We start from the raw sequence: 18,423 nt of genomic DNA on the forward strand, positions 1-18,423 counted from the left end.
GTAACTGGTGTCATTTGGGGAATGGGTTTCAGACGTGTCATCTTCCCATCCGTATAATTCCGTACCTTTGAAGCTTGTCAATCGTTTATTTTAAATTACTTTAAAATGTTTTTTATGACTCAAACTCATTGAGCTTGTTGCTTCGGACTTGGTTGGTAACTTGCGTTGCCGTCCGTGTCTGTGGGGTCGCATTATAGGGATTGAGATCACATTAGCAAGCGTTAATTACTAATTATTTCAATTTAATGACTGAGTGAATAATAACTAAACAATGTGAGCTTAATTTCATCAATCATGTCTACTTTGTTCCCTATTTTATTTTTACCTATATAGTAGAGAAAATTTTATTGGAGAATACAATGAGTCAAATTCAGATATTAGTCGGAAGTACATTAGGTGGTACAGAATATGTTGCAGAAGCAGCTCAAGCTTTATTAGAAGAATCTTTTTTTGATACTGCACTACATTTACAACCAGATCTTAATGATATGTCTTTACAAGAAGAGCAAATATGGTTGGTTTGTCTGTCTACACATGGTGCTGGCGATTACCCAGAAAACTTTAAAGATTTTGTTGAGCAGTTACAATCTGTTAATTCGGTATTAGATGGTGTTCGTTATGCAATTGTTGGTATTGGCGATTCTAGTTACGATACCTTTTGTGAAGCGGCAAAAAACTTTGATTATATTTTAGAAGAGATGGGCGCGACACGAATTGGTGAGCGTCTTGAGATAGATGTTGTTGAGCATGCTATGCCTGAAGATAAAATGGAAACTTGGATCCCTACCTTGATCGAAGATCTAAATGAAATAATTGATTAAATATAAATTAAGTTACCCACAGCCTTTTGTGTATAAAGCATTTATAACTACTTAATGGATTATGTTTAAACTATGTGTAAACCTGTGGTTAATTATGACTGTGTATAACTAGCTAAAGTATCCCCTAGTTAAACGCAATTAGATCCACAACTGCACACAGATCAGGATCCAACTTAAGATCCTGATCTTTAAGATCTAATAACCTTTTTACACAGATTTTCAATTACTTAATAAGTATAGTAATAAAAGATCTTTAAAGATCTATATATACTACTAATACTATTGTTTCGATCTTAGTAGTGTCTTATTTCTGTGGAAGTAGGTAAAATATGTTTTTTATTTTTAACTGTAATTTTGGATGAGTAATGAATTACCACGAACATTTTGATGTGATTGTTATTGGCGGTGGCCATGCAGGAACAGAAGCAGCCGCTTCCTCTGCTCGTATGGGCATGAATACATTGTTGTTAACACATAACATTGAAACTCTAGGGCAAATGTCTTGTAACCCTGCCATTGGTGGTATCGGGAAAGGACATCTTGTTAAAGAGATTGATGCATTAGGCGGTCTTATGGCTAATGCGATTGATAAAGGTGGTATTCAATTTAGAACACTTAACTCTAGTAAGGGACCTGCCGTTCGCGCAACACGTGCTCAGGCTGATCGCTTATTGTATAAAGCGGCTATTCGAGAAAAATTAGAAAACCAAGAAAACTTGAAAATTTTTCAGCAAGAAGTCGAAGATTTAATTGTAGAGAATGACCGTGTTACAGGTGTAATTACCAAAATGGGCGTTAAGTTTTCTGCTAGAACAGTCGTTTTAACTGTTGGAACTTTCTTAAATGGTCTGATTCATATTGGTATGAAAAATTACAGTGGTGGGCGTGCTGGTGATCCTGCTTCGATAGGTCTAGCTGATCGATTAAAAGATTTACCTATCCGTATGGGTCGTTTAAAAACTGGAACGCCTGCACGTATTGATGCTCGCTCTATCGATTTTTCAAAACTTGAAGTACAACATGGCGATACACCAATTCCTACATTCTCATTTTTAGGAAAAGCCAGTGAGCATCCACGACAAATTCCTTGTTATATAACTCATACAAATGAAAAAACGCATGACATTATTCGTAACAACTTAGATAGAAGTCCTATGTATGCAGGAGTTATTGATGGCATTGGCCCTCGTTACTGCCCTTCGATAGAAGACAAGATCATGCGTTTTGCCGATAAAAACTCACATCAGATCTTTGTTGAGCCTGAGGGGTTAACAACGCATGAAGTCTACCCTAATGGTATATCGACTAGTTTACCTTTTGATGTACAAATAGACTTCATTCGTTCAATGAATGGGTTTGAAAATGCATTTGTTACACGACCTGGATATGCCATCGAATATGATTACTTTGATCCGCGCGATCTTAAATCTAGTTTAGAAAGTAAATTTATTGATGGTCTCTTTTTTGCAGGGCAAATTAATGGCACAACAGGTTATGAAGAGGCAGGTGCACAAGGCTTATTAGCTGGTATGAACGCAGCGCTTCAAGCACAAGACAAAGAAGGTTGGTGTCCTCGTCGCGATGAAGCATATATCGGTGTGCTTGTTGATGATCTATCAACGTTAGGTACTAAAGAGCCCTACCGTATGTTTACCAGCCGTGCTGAATATCGTTTGTTATTACGTGAAGATAATGCTGATGCACGTTTAACTGAAAAAGGACGTGAATTAGGCCTGGTTGATGACATTCGTTGGCAAGCTTTTTCTGAAAAACAGGAGATCATTGAGAAAGAGTGTCAACGCTTAAAGGAACAATGGGTAAATCCTAATTCAGTTAATGCGACAGAGATTAATGCATTATTGAAACAACCAATGCAACGTGAAAGTACATTAGAAGCGATGATTCGTCGCCCTGAAGTTAATTATATTGATCTTATGAATGTAGAAGGCTTAGGCCCTGCGGTTGAAAATAAACAAGCGGCAGAGCAAGTTGAAATTAAGATTAAGTATCAAGGCTATATTGATAGACAACTAGATGAAATTGCTAAATTAAAGCGTTATGAAGATACAGTACTACCTGTAGAGCTTGATTACTCTGAAATTAAAGGGCTCTCAAATGAAGTAGTGGTTAAATTGAATGATATTAAGCCACAAAGTATCGGTCAAGCCTCACGTATTTCAGGGATCACTCCTGCTGCGATCTCTATATTATTAATATATTTAAAGAAAAATGGTTTAAAGCGAAAGGCAGTTTAAAATGAGTTTATTAGCACAACTTCAAGCGATGTTAAATGAGACTGAATTATCGCTTCCAATAGAACAACAAAATAAGTTAATTCAATTAGTTGAACTACTCGCTAAATGGAATAAAGCATATAATCTCACTTCAGTTAGAGATCCACAGCAAATGCTCATTAAACACATCATGGATAGCATCGTTGTATCTCCTTTCCTGCAAGGTAAACGTCTTATTGATGTAGGTACAGGTCCAGGGCTACCTGGTTTACCATTAGCTATTTTGAATCCAGATAAACAATTTGTTTTATTAGATAGTTTAGGTAAAAGGCTTCGCTTTATTCGTCAAGCTGTATTAGAGCTTGGTCTTAAAAATGTCGAATTCGTACAAAGTCGTGTTGAAGAGTATCAACCTGAAGAAAAATTTGATGTAGTCCTAAGTCGTGCCTTCGCATCCTTGGAAGATATGCTTTATTGGTGTAAACACTTACCTAATAAAACTGGACACTTCCTTGCGTTAAAAGGCCAATTTCCTGAGCAAGAGATAAATATACTCGATAAACAGTTCAAGTTTATTGAGTCTATCGCATTACAAGTGCCTAACCTTGAAGGCGAGCGTTGCTTAGTAAAGGTAGAGCTTGTTGCATAATTAACTATTTAAGTAGGTATTCGTGGGTAAAGTAATTGCAGTTGCAAATCAAAAAGGTGGCGTAGGTAAAACAACAACCTGCGTAAATCTAGCTGCCTCCATGGCCGCTACAAAGCGTAAAGTGTTAGTGATTGATTTAGATCCACAGGGTAATGCAACCATGGGCAGCGGTATTGATAAGTACGAAGTTGCGCATAGTGCTTATGATCTCCTTATTGATGATCTTCCCCTAGATAAAGTTATCGAAAAGAGTACTTCGGGTGGTTACGATCTAGTGGCTGCTAACAGTGATGTAACGGCTGCTGAAGTTAAGTTGATGGAACTATTTTCACGTGAAATGCGCCTGCGTAATGCGTTAAAAAACTATAAAGATCACTATGATTACATTTTCATAGACTGCCCCCCTTCTTTGAATATGCTGACTATTAATGCAATGAGTGCTGCTGATTCAGTTTTAGTACCTATGCAATGCGAATATTATGCTTTAGAAGGGCTAACAGCATTGATTGATACGATCAGTAAGCTTGCTTCTGTGGTTAATGAAGATCTTAAGATTGAGGGGATTCTGCGTACAATGTATGACCCACGTAATCGTCTTTCTTCGGATGTTTCTGATCAATTAAAAAAACATTTTGGTGAAAAAGTCTATCGCACTATCATTCCCCGCAATATTCGTCTTGCTGAGGCACCTAGTTTTGGCACCCCAGTTATGTATTACGATAAATCATCAAACGGCGCTAAAGCTTACCTTGCTCTTGCAGGGGAGATGTTGCGCCGAGAAGAGCAGTTTAAAGAAGCCAGTATTGAAAGTGCTTCCGTAGGATAAAATCATGTTAGGAAAAAAAAGAGGCTTAGGTAAAGGCTTAGACTCATTATTAAGTAGCAGTACGGTAAATCGTAATAAACAAGTCTCTCACGATTTCAATGCAGAAAAAACACAACAACTTATCGATGAAGTAAAAGGTGCGTTACAAGACATTGATGTAGGGTTGCTTGAGCCTGGTAAATATCAACCTCGACGAGATATGTCAGAGCAAGCACTTGAAGAGTTGGCACACTCTATTCAAGTACAAGGAATTATCCAACCGCTCGTAGTTAGAGAAACCGGTCATCAAAAATATGAAATTATTGCCGGTGAACGACGCTGGCGTGCCGCTAAAAGTGTTGGCTTAGAAATGGTTCCCTGTTTAATTAAAAATGTTGAAGATAATGCTGCGATTGCGATTGCATTGATTGAAAATATTCAGCGTGAAAACCTTAATGCGATGGAAGAAGCGATCGCTTACAAGCGTTTACTTGAAGAGTTTGAGCTGACTCATAATGAAGTTGCAAGTGCGGTTGGTAAATCGCGAACCACGGTTAGTAATTTATTACGTTTGAACAATTTAAATACAGATGTAAAGGTGTTACTTGAAAAAGGTGACATTGAAATGGGCCATGCACGTGCTTTATTGAGTTGTGAAGATGAAAAACAGGCTGAATTTGCTGCAATTGTTGCAAAAAAACGGTTATCAGTAAGGGAAACTGAAAAACTGGTAAAAAAATCTAACGAGGTAAAAAAAGTCAATGTAGAGCTACCTCTTTGTGATGATTTTATAAATGTTGTGAATACCTTTCAAGATAAGTTTGGTTTGCAAGTTAGCGCTAAAGCAGACAAAAAGGGAGGAGGTAAACTGGTTATAAGTTATGACTCTCTCTCTGATTTAAATGCTTTAATGGCTGTTGTTGATAAAAATGACAGTAATAACTGATATCAAAACTAAATCACGCATTAATTCGTGTTACAAATTTAACAAAAATTTAAATTTTTAAAACTAAGACATAAGCCGTAAAACGTATCGAAGAAGTGCGCTGAAATATTGCATTGGGTCACTTTGTCGGTATAATTTGCGCATGTTTTAATCTGGGTCATTAAAGTTGTTAATAAAAGAAACTTTTTTGTCACAAATTAAATAATAAAAGGGAATCATAGTGGTTGATAAACTAGCAAAAAAAAGTCAGAAGTCGGGGCTGAAATTGATGGCTTTTCAATTGTTATTTGTGCTAGTGATAGCGCTGATTTCAACAGTGTTTTTTTCTGTTAAAGCTGGATATTCAGCATTAGCCGGAGGAATCACTTTTGTGCTTCCTAATGCTATTTTTGTAATAATGACATTTGCCCATGCAGGTGCCAGACAAACAAAGTTAGTGCTTAGGGGGTTTTACGCGGGAGAGGCTATCAAGCTTTTTTTAACTGTGGTTTTACTCATAGTATTTTTGAAATATGGAACGGTATTATTAGCACCGTTTTATGTATCATTTGCATTATTGGTAGCATCTCAGTGGCTAGCTCCTCTCTTTTTTTACAATAATAACGGGATGAAAAATGACAGCTAAAGATGAAGTATTAACTTCTTCAGCATATATCCAACATCACCTTACTAACGCAAAAATGTGTACGGTAGATGGTGAATTTGCATTTAATTATGCGTGTTCGGATGCTGGTTTTTGGACTTGGCATATTGACTCACTCCTGTTTTCAGTTGGCTTAGGTGTTCTTTTCTTATTAGCTTTTTACAAGATTGGACGTAAAGCAACAACGGGTGTGCCTGGCAAACTTCAATGTTTCGTTGAAATGATGGTTGAATTTGTCAATGACTCGGTTAAAGACTCTTTTCATGGTCGAAGCCCTGTTATAGCACCATTAGCTCTAACCATTTTCGTTTGGATCTTCCTAATGAACTTGATGGATCTAATTCCTGTTGACTTTGTACCTGAAGCCGCCAAGCAATTATTAGGGGTTCCTTACCTTAAGATAGTACCAACAACAGATATGAATATTACGTTTGGCTTATCGCTAAGTGTATTTGCATTGATTGTTTTTTACTCTATCAAGGTTAAGGGAATAGGTGGTTTTACGAAAGAACTAACTATGCAACCTTTTAATCATTGGGCATTTATTCCAGTAAACTTCTTATTGGAAACAATTGCACTAATAGCGAAACCGATTTCATTATCGCTTCGTTTGTTTGGTAACCTGTACGCAGGTGAGCTGATCTTTATTCTGATTGCATTGATGCCTTGGTGGACGCAAGCTGCACTTTCTGTGCCGTGGGCTATCTTCCATATCCTGGTTATCGTGCTACAGGCCTTTATATTTATGATGTTGACTATTGTCTACCTCAGTATGGCACATGAAGATCATTAGTTTTAAAAAAAAATTTTATTAATCAATTTCAATAATTTAAATACTTTTCGGAGAAAAAAATGGATATTATTATCAGCTCTACGGCTATCGCTGTTGCACTTATGATTGGTCTTGCTGCATTTGGTACAGCTGTAGGTTTCGCTATCTTAGGTGGTAAATTCCTAGAAGCGACAGCTCGTCAACCAGAATTAGGTCCTGCGCTACAAACTAAAATGTTCATCGTAGCTGGTCTACTTGATGCGATCTCTATGATTGCGGTTGGTGTTGCATTATTCTTTGTATTTGCAAACCCGTTCCTAGCTCAACTACCAGCGTAATATCGGATCTTAATTAACTAGATTATTAAGGAGCCGTTATGAATATCAACGCAACCCTATTAGGCCAAGCAATCTCCTTTGCGTTTTTTGTTTGGTTCTGCATGAAGTTTGTGTGGCCGCCACTTATCGCGGCGATCGAAGAGCGTCAGAAGAAAATTCAAGACGGTCTAACACAAGCGGAACGTGCAGGAAAAAATCTTGAATTAGCACAAGCTAAAGTTGCTGAACAATTAAAAGAAGCGAAAGCGCAAGCTGCTGAAATTATTGAACAAGCAAATAAACGTGGTGCACAAATTGTCGATGAAGCAAAAACAGAAGGTGAAACTGAACGTAATAAGATTATTACGCAAGGTAATGCTGAAGTTGAAGCTGAACGCAATCGCGCACGTGAAGAGTTACGTCATCAAGTGGCAACTCTAGCAATCGCTGGTGCAGAAAAAATTATTAAGCGTTCTATTGATAAAGACGCAAATAGCGACATTATTGATAAATTGGTCACTGAACTATAAGGATTGAGCTTATGTCTGAATTGACTACCGTAGCTCGTCCCTATGCAAGAGCTGCTTTTGAATTTGCTGTTGATAATAAGTGTATCGATAGCTGGTCAACCATGTTGCAGTTCTCTGCTGAAGTGGTTAACAACCCGGTGATGGCTGAGCTATTAACACGTGATAAAACAGCAACAGAGTTAGTGAACCTATTTCTTAGTGTATGTGATGATCAGCTCGATGAGCACGGTCAAAACTTCATTAAAGTAATGGCTGAAAATGGACGTTTGAGTGTTTTACCTCGCGTCGCTTTATTGTTTTCTGAGTTAGAAACAGCACAAAATATGCAGGTCGACGTTGATGTCGTATCCGCATATGCGTTATCTAGCAAACAGAAAACAGAGATAAGTGAATCGCTTGAAAAACGCCTCGCACGAAAAGTAAACCTAAATTGTAGTATTGATAAGTCGCTAGTTGCCGGAATGGTAATTACTGCGGGTGACTTAGTGATTGATAGCTCTGCTATTGGTCAACTAAACCGCCTTTCAAATACTTTACAATCTTAATGGGAAATTAGCATGCAACTGAATTCCACTGAAATTAGCGATCTTATCAAGCAACGAATTGGAAAATTCGAAGCGGTAAGCGAAGCGCGAAATGAAGGTACAATCGTTTCTGTAAGCGATGGTATTATTCGCATCAACGGCCTTGCTGAATGTATGCAAGGTGAGATGATCGAATTACCGAATGGCAGCTTTGCTATGGCACTTAACCTTGAGCGTGACTCAGTAGGTGCAGTAGTAATGGGACCTTACCGTGACCTTAAAGAAGGTGAAAAGGTAAAATCAACTGGTCGTATTCTTGAAGTACCAGTAGGTAAAGGTCTTCTTGGTCGTGTTGTAAATACAATGGGTGAGCCTATTGATGGTAAAGGACCAATCGAAAACGATGGTTTCTCTCCTATCGAAGTGATCGCACCAGGTGTAATCGATCGTAAATCAGTTGATCAACCAGTACAAACTGGTTGGAAATCAATCGATTCAATGATTCCAATCGGTCGTGGTCAACGTGAGCTTATCATCGGTGACCGTCAAGTAGGTAAAACTGCTATTGCAATCGATGCAATCATTAACCAAAAATCAACAGGTTTATACTCAATCTACGTAGCGATTGGCCAAAAGGCATCAACAATTGCAAACGTAGTGCGTAAACTTGAAGAGCATGGCGCATTAGAAAATACTATCGTTGTTGTTGCATCTGCTTCAGAAGCTGCTGCACTACAATACCTAGCACCATATGCAGGTTGTTCAATGGGTGAATACTTCCGTGACCGCGGTGAAGATGCACTGATTGTATATGATGATCTTTCTAAGCAAGCTGTTGCTTACCGTCAAATTTCACTACTGCTTAAACGTCCACCAGGTCGTGAAGCATACCCTGGTGACGTTTTCTACCTTCACTCACGTCTTCTTGAGCGTGCTTCTCGTGTAAGCGAGCACTACGTTGAGACCTTTACTAAAGGTGAAGTGAAAGGTAAAACGGGTTCATTAACAGCATTACCAATCATTGAAACACAAGCTGGTGACGTATCTGCATTCGTACCAACAAACGTAATCTCTATTACTGATGGTCAGATCTTCTTAACGACTGAACTATTCAATAATGGCGTACGTCCAGCCGTAGATCCAGGTATCTCTGTATCTCGTGTTGGTGGTGCTGCTCAGTGTAAAGTGATTAAAAAGCTTTCTGGTGGTATCCGTACTGCACTAGCGCAATACCGTGAATTAGCGGCGTTTGCACAGTTCGCATCTGACTTAGATGATGCAACACGTGCTCAGCTTGACCATGGTAAAAAAGTAACTGAGTTAATGAAGCAGAAGCAATATGCTCCAATGTCAGTTGTTGAACAAGCGTTATCACTATTTGCTGCAGAGAAAGGCTTCTTAAACGATGTCGATGTTGAAAAAGTATTAGACTTTGAATCATCTTTAATCTCTTACGCTAAAAATGAGCATGCTGAATTCTATGCTCAAATTAATGAATCTGGTGATTACAACAAAGAGATTGAAGGGCAATTCAAGTCGCTTTTAGAATCTTTCGTTGCAACGCAAACCTGGTAATTAATTAACGGCATTAGTCGTTAATTAAGCATTAATTAGGAGTTAGAGATGGCCGGCGATAAAGAAATTAGAAATAAGATCGCGAGTGTAAAAAACACTCAAAAGATCACTGGCGCCATGGAAATGGTTGCTGCATCAAAGATGCGTCGTGCGCAAAACCGCATGGAAAGCACCCTTTCTTATGCAGAAACTATGCGCAAAGTGATTGGTCATATCGCACTTGGTAAACTTGAATACAAGCACCCTTATGTTCTCGAGCGAGAAGTAAAGCGTGTTGGTTATATTGTCATTTCAAGTGATCGTGGATTATGTGGTGGTTTAAACATTAATTTGTTTAAAGAAGTTATTAAAGAGATGGAAGCACACTCAAAAGCGGGTGTGGAAGTTGATTTAACCGTTATCGGTTCTAAAGCAACTAGTTTCTTCGGTAATTTAGGCGCTAATATTATTGCACAAGCTACAGGCTTAGGTGATTCACCAAAGGTTGATGATTTAATCGGCTCGGTGAAAACAATGTTAGATGCTTACGACACTGAACAGCTCGATCGTTTATATGTAGTGAACAATAAATTCGTAAGTACCATGGTACAAGAACCTACTATCAATCAACTATTACCACTGCCAAAAGCAGAAGATGATGAAGCAGTATCTTCACATCTATGGGACTACATCTACGAAGGTGATCCGAAGAAATTATTGGATACGCTATTTGTGCGTTATGTAGAGTCTCAAGTATATCAAGCGGTAGTTGAAAACTTAGCGTGTGAACAAGTTTCACGTATGATTGCAATGAAAGCTGCAACCGATAACGCAAGTGACTTGATTGATGATTTACAACTTGTTGCCAATAAAGCACGACAAGCTGCAATTACTCAGGAGTTATCTGAGATTTGTGGTGGTGCTGCTGCGGTATAAATAGAAATTAGATTTTAGAGGATCAGAGATGAGTTCAGGTAAAATCGTACAGATTATCGGCGCTGTTGTGGATGTAGAATTTCCACAAGAAAGTGTACCGAATATATACAGTGCTTTGAACGTGACTGAAAAAAACCTTACTATGGAAGTACAGCAACAAATTGGTGGCGGCGTTGTTCGTTGTATCACCATGGGTGCTACCGAAGGTTTAAGTCGTGGTTTAGAAGTTACTGATACAAAGAAAGCAATCACAGTACCTGTTGGTACGGCTACACTAGGCCGTATTATGAATGTATTGGGTGAGCCTATCGATGAGTGTGGCCCAGTTGAATCAACTGAGCACTACGAGATTCACCGTGCAGCGCCTTCTTACGAAGAGCAATCGGCATCAAATGAAACACTTGAAGTTGGTATCAAAGTTATCGACTTAATCTGTCCATTCGCAAAAGGCGGTAAAATCGGCCTATTCGGTGGTGCAGGTGTTGGTAAAACAGTAAACATGATGGAGCTTATCAATAACATCGCACTTAAACATTCAGGCCTGTCTGTTTTTGCTGGTGTTGGTGAGCGTACTCGTGAAGGTAATGATTTCTACTTTGAGATGCAGGAAGCAGGCGTTGTAAACGTTGAAGAGCCTGAAAAATCAAAAGTAGCAATGGTTTACGGTCAGATGAACGAGCCACCAGGAAACCGTTTACGTGTTGCCCTGACTGGTCTAACTATGGCTGAGCGCTTCCGTGACGAAGGTAAAGACGTACTACTATTTGTTGATAACATCTACCGTTATACGTTAGCGGGAACAGAAGTATCAGCACTATTAGGTCGTATGCCTTCTGCCGTTGGTTACCAACCAACACTTGCTGAAGAGATGGGTGTTCTTCAAGAACGTATCACATCTACTAAGACGGGTTCTATCACATCTATCCAAGCGGTATACGTACCTGCGGATGATATTACCGATCCTTCACCAGCAACAACATTTGCTCACTTAGACGCAACAGTTGTACTTAACCGTAATATCGCATCTATGGGTCTATACCCTGCGATTGACCCGTTAGATTCATCTTCTCGTCAACTTGATCCATTAGTTGTTGGTCAAGAGCATTACGATGTAGCACGTGGTGTACAAGGTATTTTACAGCGTTATAAAGAGCTTAAAGATATCATTGCAATTCTAGGTATGGATGAGCTTTCTGAAGAAGATAAGCTAATCGTTGCACGTGCACGTAAAGTTGAGAAGTTCTTAACTCAGCCTTACCACGTAGCAGAAGTATTTACAGGTGACCCAGGTATATACGTACCACTTAAAGACACATTAGCTGGCTTTAAAGGTTTAATCGCCGGTGATTACGATGATATCCCTGAGCAAGCGTTCCTATACGTAGGTGCAATTGAAGAAGCTGTTGAAAAAGCGAAAAGCTTATAATAGCTGGAGGTTACTATGACTAAAGCAATGACCACACATTTAGATGTTGTTAGTGCGGAAGCATCTCTGTTTTCAGGGCGTGTTTCTCATCTTTCAGTATCTGGTCAAGAAGGTGAGCTAGGTATTATGCCTGGTCACACACCACTACTTACTGCAATTAAACCAGGAATGGTTCAATTGGTTAAGCAAGGTGGTGGCGAAGAGGTCATTTATATCTCAGGTGGTTTCCTTGAAGTACAGCCCGGTGGTGTTACGGTATTAGCGGATACTGCTATTCGTGGTCAAGATCTTGACAAAGCGAAAGCAGAAGAAGCAAAACGTGCTGCTAAAGAGCAATTATCAAATCCTGGTAAGGATATTGATTTTGCTAGGGTAACTGCACAACTTGCGCAAGCAGTTGCACAGTTACGTGCGATTAAGTTAACACGTAGGTAGATATTTTAACTTTCGTTAAAAAGGCGACCAATAGGTCGCCTTTTTTGTATCTAATTGTTTTTAAGGTTTATGAAAATCATCTTTTATAATACCAAATCCATTAAATAACTGATCAATCTTACTGGTTAAAAGAAGCTATTTCAGCGTTAACGTAAAAGGGGACAACCATTTGCATCAATTTTCGCCTTGAACTAACTCCTTTTTCCTGCGTAATATTTGCTCACTATATTAGCGGAATTGGTATAACGTTAAATTTAATATATTAAATGGATATTAATAGGGTGTTTTTTTATATTTACATTATTATTTTATAACTTTGTTTGTCTAGCTATCATCATCTGTGTTATCTTGCGCCCTTGTCATTTCATAGACATAAAGGTGATTTTTTAACCTTAAACTATAGATAACTTCTAAAATTAAAAGTTATCTTTACAACAAACATATAATTACAGGATTTATATATATGAAAAAGTTAATCGCAATTGCTGCTATCTCTCTATTACCATTCACTCAAGCAATGGCTGACCAAGACATCGGTTGTGGTCTAGGCTCTATGATTTTTGCTGGTAAAGAAGGTAAAGTATTTAAAGTATTAGGTGCTACAACTAACGGTACATCTGGTAACCAAACTTTTGGTATTACTTTCGGTACTTTAGGTTGTGATGGAACTGGTACTATTACTTCTTCGGAAAAATTAGCGTTATTCATTGACGGTAACATGGACAATCTAGCACGTGATATGTCTAAAGGTGAAGGTGAAACATTAGCAACTCTTGCTGAAGTTTGGGGTGTATCTGCACAAGATAAAGCTGCATTCAACGAATTTGCTCAAGCTAACTTCTCAAGCGTATTCACTTCTGAAAACGTTACTTCACAAGCGGTTTTAGAGAACTTAAATAGCTTACTTGCTGCTGACGCGCAACTTGCTACTTACACGCTTTCTTAAGCACTTCTCTATATCTTTATAATAAAAGCCCCGTAAGGGGCTTTTTGTTTAAGTATTATGACTAAAAATAGTAAAATATTAGCGTGTTTACTGACTCTATTATCTACCCCAGTATTGGCCTCATCAAACACTATTACCTCTCTTGCACAACACAGTTATTGGTTGCAACTCGGTCACTATCGAAGTGCCGTATTAAGTGATTGGAAAAGTGAAGTTGATGATAATGCCTTTTTCATTGCGAAAAATGGTAAAAAAGATCCCTTAGCTGAACTTAACGCCACAGTTGATGCTTTTAATGGTAAAGGTTTAACAGCAAAAGAGACTCAGCAAATCATTTGTCGATTTCCTGCCCGTTTTAATTGGTTAAAAACTAAAATAGAAAATAATTGGGGAGAGTTAGATTGCCCTGAAATGCAACAATGGCAAACAACGATTGACCCAGCAGGAATGACGTTAGTTTTTCCTACTGCATTTATGAATAACCCCTCTTCGATGTTTGGCCATACTTTGCTGAGAATCGATGCCAAAGATCAAACTCGTAATAAAGAGTTGGTTGCATTTGCTGTGAACTTTGCTGCACAGCCCGATATGCAAGACAATGCTGCTACCTATGCATTTAAAGGATTAGTGGGTTCTTACCCTGGGCTATTTACTTTAATGCCCTACTACCGAAAGGTACGTGAATACAACGATTTAGAGTCTCGTGATATCTGGGAGTATCGATTAAATTTGACACCAGAAGAGGTCGATAAAGTACTTTTACATTTATGGGAGTTACAATCTGCGGATTTTGATTATTACTTCATTGATGAAAACTGTTCATATCAACTATTAGCATTATTACAACTTGCAAAAGAAGATCTCGATCTAACCTCTCAATTTTCGATGCAGGCTATTCCCTCAGATACCGTCGCAGCCTTAAGAGATAGTCAATTATTGCAAGAGCCGAATTACCGTGCTGCTTTTGGAACTAAGCTATACCACTACTCAGAACAATTAACGGATCATGACTTAATAGTGGCGCGGGAAGTGATGCAAGGTGCTGAACTCGATAGTACTGATTATACGCCTGAGCAACAAGCCGCTATTCTAGAAATGGCCTACGAATGGCTTAATTTTGAATTTTATGATCAAGCCCTAAATCGTGAAGAGATAGCACCACAGTTAACGAAGTTATTGATAAAAAGAAGTAAAATCAAGTTGCCTTCACCGTTATCACAACCTTTACAGCCAGAGGTTTCACCTGAAAAGGGGCATGCATCATCGCGTTTTGGTATTGCTTATACTGGATCTAATCATTACCAAGATCGCGTAAGTGTTGCCTATAGGATGGCTTATCATGATTTATTGGATCAATCTGCTGGATTTATTCCGGGTGCACAGATTAGCTTTTTAGATATCGAGGCGAGTGTTGATAAACATGCAAATAGCCGTGTAGAAAAGTTATACTTAATTGATGCAATGTCGTTAGCCGTTGATAATCGGATATTTGACAGTTGGGCTTGGAATCTACGTATTGGTTATGATCGACAAGCGGATACAACAAAACAAAGTGGTCATTGGTTTACACAAGGTGGTTATGGCAAATCGCTGGGCGACCCTAACCATTTACAAACCTATTTATTGGGCTCTTTTGCATTAAATGCTGGTGATATTACCAACGACACACTCGAAGTTGGTTTAGGTGCTGAGTTTGGTGCGATTTGGCAGGTTAATTCTGTTAATAAAATTGCGTTAACAGGTAATGTTATGTATTTAATCGATTCAGATATCGATTACCACTCACAGATTGATCTCGGCTGGAATTGGTCCTTTGAGCGCAACTGGGCATTACGTAGTCACCTAAAATATCAACAGTGGCGAGAGAACGATAGCCAATTTAAAATCAATCTTTACCATTACTTTTAATTTATTGGGCCTTGATAGCTTTGCATCATGAGTTGCCATTCGGGTAACTCATTTTTACCTTTCTCCGTCAGCTGGTAAATACCTCGCTCAACCTTATCAAACCATCCATAATAATCTTTCGCTAAAAATTGCGTCGCTTGTGGTTCATTAATGGCATTTTTAATATCCGATCCTTTAGCTGAGGGGTTATCAATGAGATATTCAGCAACACGAATGCAACGTTGTCGATATGCCGTTAAGCCAGATTTTTGGCGTGTTGAACCACCCTTTTGAGTATCGCCCTGGCGTAAAGTAAACTCCTTTAATAACGTACCTTGCTTGCGTTTATTTTGTCGTGGCGTGTAATCCTGTGGATCAAAAATAACTTCAACATAGTGTCTTGTTGGTTGCATATCGATAACCATTAAACCAATACCTAAACGTTTAACGAGTTTTTTAATCTGCTTATGTTGTTTTTTGTATATTGTACACTGCTTAGGAATGGCAATATAAACGATATCGGTTAAGGAAAAACGGTCCATTGCTTGTAATAAAAGCGTTAGATTGAGGGTTAATTTAAGCTCGATAATAACTACCTCATCTCCTTTTTTAGCTACAACATCACAGTTAACAATTTCACCTTTTACCTCATAACCGATATTTTCTAGGTAACTTTTTATAGCGGGATAAAGGTCGCTTTCTTGTTGTTTTTTACTACTCATTGCAGATACCTTTAATTATTAGTTGTAGCCTAAGAACCTACTATAATAACTGCCTTTAGCATTGCAAAAAAGTTGCTCGGTATATTAAAAACTTCTCTCCAGTAATCTTACGCTAGTAATAATACCTTTATGCCTAAATATGAAAAAATCAAATATAAGTGAGACGATTGTCGCTGCCATTTTCTGATAGCTTCTGTGGTAGAAGAGCAATCAAGTGTCGCTAAAGATATTAATGATACCGCTTATGAAAATCTGGCTACTGTTAAAGAGATATCAACCACCAGTCAATCTATTCATAGCATTGCCGTTTAAATTTTGTTTAACACAGCGCGTGTTGATTAAGGCAGACGGAATGTAGCTTAGTCATTCTAAGCGAGTGTCGTTTAACAGATAGCAAAACGCCTTTTAATTTTGCATTGCGTGGTATTAAAGAAGTTATTACAGCAATAGCCAACAAATTGTTGCAAAAATAAACTCGAAAGATCAACATATTCTAGAGATTTAAATCGCTTAACCATACAATTTAAATTTCCTTCCTTTTATCGATACATTATGTGCATCTTTTTTATGTTGATATTTTTATTGGCTTTTCCATATTGGCACTAATCCCTATAGAATGGTTATCACAGGCATTAAAAAAATAACAAATTCAGAATGTGAAATTATCCATAGGGAATGTGGTATGTATCAATTGTCTCTTGGGCTAGCCTTAGCCTTTTTATTAACGGCATGTAGTAGCTTGCCGGAAAATAGCAGTGAACCAAGTTATACACTTGATAATTTAGTAAATAATCAGTTAGAGCAAAAAATAATATCAGCTAATCGTGAAATAGGCTTTGCTGATAACGCTGTTACTATGCTGTTATTAGATGATGGTACAGACGCATTTATTGCACGTTTATCACTATTAAATAGTGCTCAAAACAGTGTTGATCTTCAGTATTATCTTTACCATTCAGATTTAAGTGGAAATTTATTAACCATGGCATTGTGGCAGGCAGCTGAACGTGGCGTACGTGTTCGTTTGTTGTTGGACGACATGGATATGGCAGGCAAAGATAAAACCCTCAGTGCACTTGCATCACACCCCAATATTAATATTCGTCTTTTCAACCCTTTTGTTCGTGGCAAAAATCGCTCCAGTCAGTTTGTTTTTCAGTTCGGTGCGATTACTCGACGTATGCATAATAAGTCGTTCACAGTGGATAATAGTATTAGTATTTTAGGTGGACGTAATATTGGAGATGTTTATTTTGGCGCCGATGAAAATACCGTTTTTGGCGATTTAGATGTTGCACTAACAGGGCCTGTCGTGACTGAAGTAAGTCACTCTTTCGATGCCTATTGGAATAGCCCTCTTGCTTACCCTATTCAGTTATTATCAAGCTATGAGTGGGAAGCACAAACAACCGAGTTGATTTCCCAAGCGCTAACACAGAAATGGGAAAATAAACAACAACATGCTTACGTTAAGCAGCTTAAAGCTAATAATTTAATGGAGCTTATACATACCAATCAAGTCAATATATATACTGGAGAGGCTAAGATATTAGTGGACGATCCCGCTAAAATAACTGCTTCAAGATCAAAACAGCAATATCATCTTGCGCCTCAACTTGCACCTTACATCCATGGTGCCGAAAATGAGTTGATTATTGTTTCTCCTTACTTTGTACCAGGTAAGGAAGGTGTTGAATTTTTTGCTGATCTAATTAAACGTGGCATCACAGTAAAAGTATTAACTAATTCATTAAAATCAAACGATGTCATGGTAGTGCATGCGGGTTATAGAAAATATCGAAAAGCGCTCTTAGCTATGGGGGTAAAACTTTATGAAATGGACAGTAAACTGCTTACTTCTGATTATGTTTTTAGCAAAACGGACAACAAAAAATCTTCTATTTGGGGTAAGTCTAAAGCGAGTCTACATGCAAAATATTTTGTGATTGATAGAAAATCGACATTTATAGGGTCATTGAACTTGGACCCACGTTCACTCTATGAGAATACTGAGATTGGGGTGATATTAGAGACAGAAGCGCTCTCTGAAGATGTCGCAGAGCAGTTTGATAACCACATCAATCAGATTGCATTTGAATTGTCGTTGGTAGATAACAACATTATTTGGTCGAAAATAGAATCGGGTGAAACCATCACCTATGATAAAGAGCCGTACAGTAGCTGGTGGGAGCGATTTAAAGTCGGTTTTATCAGTTATCTGCCCGGAGAGTCACAACTTTAAACTGTTAGTGGTATAGATGCCGTTGAATAGGTAT

Annotated in this window: 18 protein-coding genes; 17 read left to right on the forward strand and 1 reads right to left on the reverse strand. The window is 38.2% G+C overall.

The window, feature by feature from the left end:
* The first annotated feature begins 359 nt into the window (after positions 1–359).
* The 16 genes from mioC (at position 360) to CW745_RS12695 (ending at position 15,446) form a co-directional block, all read left to right on the forward strand.
* Complete coding sequence (mioC, locus tag CW745_RS12620) at positions 360–821, forward strand: FMN-binding protein MioC (RefSeq protein ID WP_101109051.1); 462 nt, start codon at positions 360–362, stop codon at positions 819–821.
* Between the two features lie 365 nt (positions 822–1,186).
* The gene (gene mnmG / locus CW745_RS12625) at positions 1,187–3,076 is read left to right on the forward strand and encodes a tRNA uridine-5-carboxymethylaminomethyl(34) synthesis enzyme MnmG (RefSeq protein WP_101109052.1); all 1,890 of its coding nucleotides are present in this window, start codon (positions 1,187–1,189) and stop codon (positions 3,074–3,076) included.
* A 1-nt stretch (position 3,077) separates the two neighbouring features.
* A complete protein-coding gene (gene rsmG, locus CW745_RS12630) occupies positions 3,078–3,704 on the forward strand; it encodes a 16S rRNA (guanine(527)-N(7))-methyltransferase RsmG (protein WP_101109053.1) in 627 nt (208 codons plus the stop codon).
* 22 nt (positions 3,705–3,726) lie between these two features.
* The gene (locus CW745_RS12635; protein WP_101109054.1) at positions 3,727–4,530 is read left to right on the forward strand and encodes a ParA family protein; all 804 of its coding nucleotides are present in this window, start codon (positions 3,727–3,729) and stop codon (positions 4,528–4,530) included.
* A gap of 4 nt (positions 4,531–4,534) precedes the next feature.
* Positions 4,535–5,455 carry a ParB/RepB/Spo0J family partition protein gene (locus tag CW745_RS12640; RefSeq protein ID WP_101109055.1) on the forward strand — a complete coding sequence of 307 codons (921 nt, stop codon included), beginning with the start codon at positions 4,535–4,537 and terminating at the stop codon, positions 5,453–5,455.
* Between the two features lie 220 nt (positions 5,456–5,675).
* Entirely contained in the window at positions 5,676–6,080 is a 405-nt protein-coding gene (locus CW745_RS12645) for an ATP synthase subunit I (RefSeq protein WP_101109056.1), read from the forward strand.
* On the forward strand, positions 6,070–6,891 hold the full coding sequence (atpB, locus tag CW745_RS12650) for a F0F1 ATP synthase subunit A (RefSeq protein ID WP_101109057.1): 822 nt from the start codon (positions 6,070–6,072) through the stop codon (positions 6,889–6,891). The genes CW745_RS12645 and atpB overlap by 11 nt, the downstream gene beginning before the upstream one ends.
* Before the next feature lie 59 nt (positions 6,892–6,950).
* A complete protein-coding gene (gene atpE, locus CW745_RS12655) occupies positions 6,951–7,208 on the forward strand; it encodes a F0F1 ATP synthase subunit C (RefSeq protein ID WP_101109058.1) in 258 nt (85 codons plus the stop codon).
* A gap of 38 nt (positions 7,209–7,246) precedes the next feature.
* Positions 7,247–7,717, forward strand: a complete 471-nt coding sequence (gene atpF / locus CW745_RS12660) for a F0F1 ATP synthase subunit B (RefSeq protein ID WP_101109059.1) — start codon at positions 7,247–7,249, stop codon at positions 7,715–7,717.
* 11 nt (positions 7,718–7,728) lie between these two features.
* Positions 7,729–8,262, forward strand: a complete 534-nt coding sequence (gene atpH, locus CW745_RS12665) for a F0F1 ATP synthase subunit delta (protein WP_101109060.1) — start codon at positions 7,729–7,731, stop codon at positions 8,260–8,262.
* A gap of 12 nt (positions 8,263–8,274) precedes the next feature.
* Positions 8,275–9,816 (forward strand): F0F1 ATP synthase subunit alpha, encoded by a 1,542-nt coding sequence (gene atpA / locus CW745_RS12670; RefSeq protein ID WP_101109061.1) that lies wholly within the window; start codon positions 8,275–8,277, stop codon positions 9,814–9,816.
* 48 nt (positions 9,817–9,864) lie between these two features.
* Positions 9,865–10,731 (forward strand): F0F1 ATP synthase subunit gamma, encoded by an 867-nt coding sequence (atpG, locus tag CW745_RS12675; RefSeq protein WP_101109062.1) that lies wholly within the window; start codon positions 9,865–9,867, stop codon positions 10,729–10,731.
* A 28-nt stretch (positions 10,732–10,759) separates the two neighbouring features.
* A complete protein-coding gene (gene atpD, locus CW745_RS12680) occupies positions 10,760–12,157 on the forward strand; it encodes a F0F1 ATP synthase subunit beta (RefSeq protein ID WP_101109063.1) in 1,398 nt (465 codons plus the stop codon).
* Positions 12,158–12,172: 15 nt separating this feature from the next.
* Complete coding sequence (locus CW745_RS12685; protein WP_101109064.1) at positions 12,173–12,592, forward strand: F0F1 ATP synthase subunit epsilon; 420 nt, start codon at positions 12,173–12,175, stop codon at positions 12,590–12,592.
* A 463-nt stretch (positions 12,593–13,055) separates the two neighbouring features.
* Positions 13,056–13,538 (forward strand): DUF3015 domain-containing protein, encoded by a 483-nt coding sequence (locus CW745_RS12690; protein WP_101109065.1) that lies wholly within the window; start codon positions 13,056–13,058, stop codon positions 13,536–13,538.
* Positions 13,539–13,595: 57 nt separating this feature from the next.
* On the forward strand, positions 13,596–15,446 hold the full coding sequence (locus CW745_RS12695; protein WP_101109066.1) for a DUF4105 domain-containing protein: 1,851 nt from the start codon (positions 13,596–13,598) through the stop codon (positions 15,444–15,446).
* Here the strand turns inward: CW745_RS12695 and CW745_RS12700 are convergent.
* The gene (locus CW745_RS12700; RefSeq protein ID WP_101109067.1) at positions 15,443–16,147 is read right to left on the reverse strand and encodes a DUF2161 domain-containing phosphodiesterase; all 705 of its coding nucleotides are present in this window, start codon (positions 16,145–16,147) and stop codon (positions 15,443–15,445) included. The two genes, CW745_RS12695 and CW745_RS12700, sit on opposite strands and share 4 nt — an antisense overlap.
* A 682-nt stretch (positions 16,148–16,829) precedes the next feature.
* Between CW745_RS12700 and CW745_RS12705 the strand changes: the two genes are divergently transcribed.
* Entirely contained in the window at positions 16,830–18,389 is a 1,560-nt protein-coding gene (locus CW745_RS12705) for a phospholipase D family protein (protein WP_193755606.1), read from the forward strand.
* Positions 18,390–18,423 lie beyond the last annotated feature (34 nt).

Origin of the sequence: Psychromonas sp. psych-6C06 (assembly GCF_002835465.1) — a bacterium.
Lineage (GTDB): Bacteria > Pseudomonadota > Gammaproteobacteria > Enterobacterales > Psychromonadaceae > Psychromonas.